The 234-nt window shown below is 57.3% G+C and carries 1 protein-coding gene; it reads left to right on the top strand.

What is annotated here, in order from left to right; genetic code table 11:
- On the top strand, window positions 1-234 hold a 234-nt coding region (locus RTW80_RS30910), incomplete at both ends, for a 2-oxo acid dehydrogenase subunit E2 (protein ID WP_312722080.1).

Below are 234 nucleotides of genomic sequence, written 5' to 3'. Positions count from 1 at the left end.
GCGATGACGTGGTTTACCACAACTACTTCGACGTCAGCATGGCGGTTTCTACCCCGCGCGGCCTGGTTACCCCGGTTCTGCGTGACGTGGATACCCTGGGTATGGCTGACATCGAGAAGAAAATCAAAGAGCTGGCCGTGAAAGGCCGTGACGGCAAGCTGACCGTTGAGGACCTGACTGGCGGTAACTTCACCATTACCAACGGTGGTGTGTTCGGCTCGCTGATGTCTACCC

Source organism: Escherichia sp. AM3 (assembly GCF_032029835.1).
GTDB lineage: Bacteria > Pseudomonadota > Gammaproteobacteria > Enterobacterales > Enterobacteriaceae > Escherichia > Escherichia coli.
This window is presented reverse-complemented; position numbering and strand designations above follow the sequence as displayed.